Source organism: Microcoleus pseudofavosus SVA1_A4 (assembly GCF_036700565.1).
Lineage (GTDB): Bacteria > Cyanobacteriota > Cyanobacteriia > Cyanobacteriales > Microcoleaceae > Microcoleus.
In genome coordinates this window covers 1-1,748 of the sequence record NZ_JAUBPE010000179.1, presented here as the reverse complement: position 1 = coordinate 1,748, position 1,748 = coordinate 1, and the positions used below count along the sequence as shown (strand labels likewise).

General features: G+C 46.8%; 3 protein-coding genes. 1 reads left to right on the top strand and 2 read right to left on the bottom strand.

The window, feature by feature from the left end; all coding sequences use genetic code 11:
• The coding region (locus QUA02_RS33290; RefSeq protein WP_333034001.1) for an ion channel at nt 1-581 on the bottom strand (581 nt) is incomplete at its 3' end.
• 112 nt (nt 582-693) lie between these two features.
• Here QUA02_RS33290 and QUA02_RS33285 point away from each other — a divergent pair.
• Complete coding sequence (locus QUA02_RS33285; RefSeq protein ID WP_333034000.1) at nt 694-1,011, top strand: hypothetical protein; 318 nt, start codon at nt 694-696, stop codon at nt 1,009-1,011.
• An 80-nt stretch (nt 1,012-1,091) separates the two neighbouring features.
• On the opposite strand, the gene QUA02_RS33280 is transcribed toward QUA02_RS33285, so the two are convergent.
• On the bottom strand, nt 1,092-1,748 hold a 657-nt coding region (locus QUA02_RS33280; protein ID WP_333033999.1), incomplete at its 5' end, for a PAS domain S-box protein.

Sequence of the window (1,748 nt, the reverse complement as noted above, 5' to 3'; positions counted from 1 at the left end):
AAACGCCGCATATAATCGCCCTCAGATGTTACCTCATCGCGAATTAAAGTAACTCGCTGCTGCGCTTCTAAAATTTGATTTGAGCGCTGATTTGCTGTGCGGTACATGAGAGTTGGAACGCCGTTGAAAGAAGCGATAACGGCTACTCGGCTGAATATAACTCTAGCAGTCGGTTTGGAAAATCTCGCAAAGGCAAGCCCTGTAATCATTGCCACTCCCCACAAACCAAAAAGCGCTTGGATGCAGACGATAGTATTAGCATAATCCGTGCGCGGATACATGGCACCGTAGCCGATCGTTGCCATTGTTTGTACGCTGAAATAAAAGGCATCTTTGAAAGAACCGGGCCGAGCATTGGCGATGCAATCTCCTCCGGCTAAATAAGCTAGGGCAAAGAAAGAGTTGGTGAGTGTATACGACAGCCAGATTAAAATAAAAAATCGCGGCCACGAAAGAGTTAGCAGCCAGTGGTAAAGGTCGGCAAAATGCAGGCGAGGTAGGCCTAGCCTGACAACATTGAGGGTGAACGATCCTGTTCTGCTGACTAAACGCTGTGGCTGCCGATCGCGATTATTTTTCATTGAGATTTGTAACTACCGCTGTGTCAATTTGTAACTATTGCTTTGACTGGGAAAACTTATCCTTTAGAGTGATGTCAGATTCTAAAAATTAGGATAACAAGGAAGTTTGAAAATGGTTGAGCTTAACTGGCATGACTATCTCGTTATGGTTTCTTGTGTGGCTTCTATTGCGGGTCTAATCCTGCTGGGCGATCGCAAATCGCAGCCAAGGGACGATCGCACTTTAAGCGAAGAAATCCTCATTAAGATGAGTTTTGTTTACTCAATAGTCTACTCCATGTCTGTCTTGGCCCTAAAGATACCTCTGCCGGAGGACAACTGGTTGTTGGCAAGTCTGAAGCTGACCACGGTTCTATCTTACTTGTTGACAGTTTCCAGCATACTCAGTCTGCCGCTGCAACGCATGGCTGTTCGGCGAGTCGAAGATTAAAAACGTGAAGCTAAGGTGTCCCGCATCTAAATTGTATTTGTGGGGCGGGCTAAGAGTGCCCGCCCCACAAGACTTTGGTTTCAGGTTGTTTGTAAATTTTTAATTCCCGCAGGAAGCTTGACATAACGCGCCCAAAATGGTTTTACTCGATCTCTGCGGGATTGCAACCAGCCCATACTTTCCTCCATTCCGTTTGCTTCTGAAATCTCAGAAATTATCTTGATACTGCCAGAAATTAAGCCCTCAGCATCTCGCATCGGTGCAGTCCAAATACAGACATCAATTGATGAACCGTCTTTCCGCCGCCGCCGACATTCCCTAGCAACTTGCGCTTCCCCTGCCAATTCTGACTGAAACATCGCATAAAAATCTACGTTTTCATCGCTAGGGACGATCGGCAAAAGCTCCCCCACAACCTCAGACTCCTTCCAGCCAAAAACTCGCTCCGCCGCGGAATTCCACACAGTCACCAAAGCATTACTATCAACCCCGACAACTGCCAGCGGCAAAGCTTTAATTAAGCCTTGTAAAACTTGATTGGTTTCGCACAATTTAGCCTCTACCAACTTGTGTTCTGTGATGTCCTGACAAGCACCATAAATGCCGACAGCGCGGTTCTCGACTTCATCCCACACAACTTGCCGACAATCCCACAGCCACCGGATTTCACCGGATTTTGTGATAATTCGATACTCGCTTACTTCCTTGCGGCTAGATGAACGAAGCTGCATTTGTTC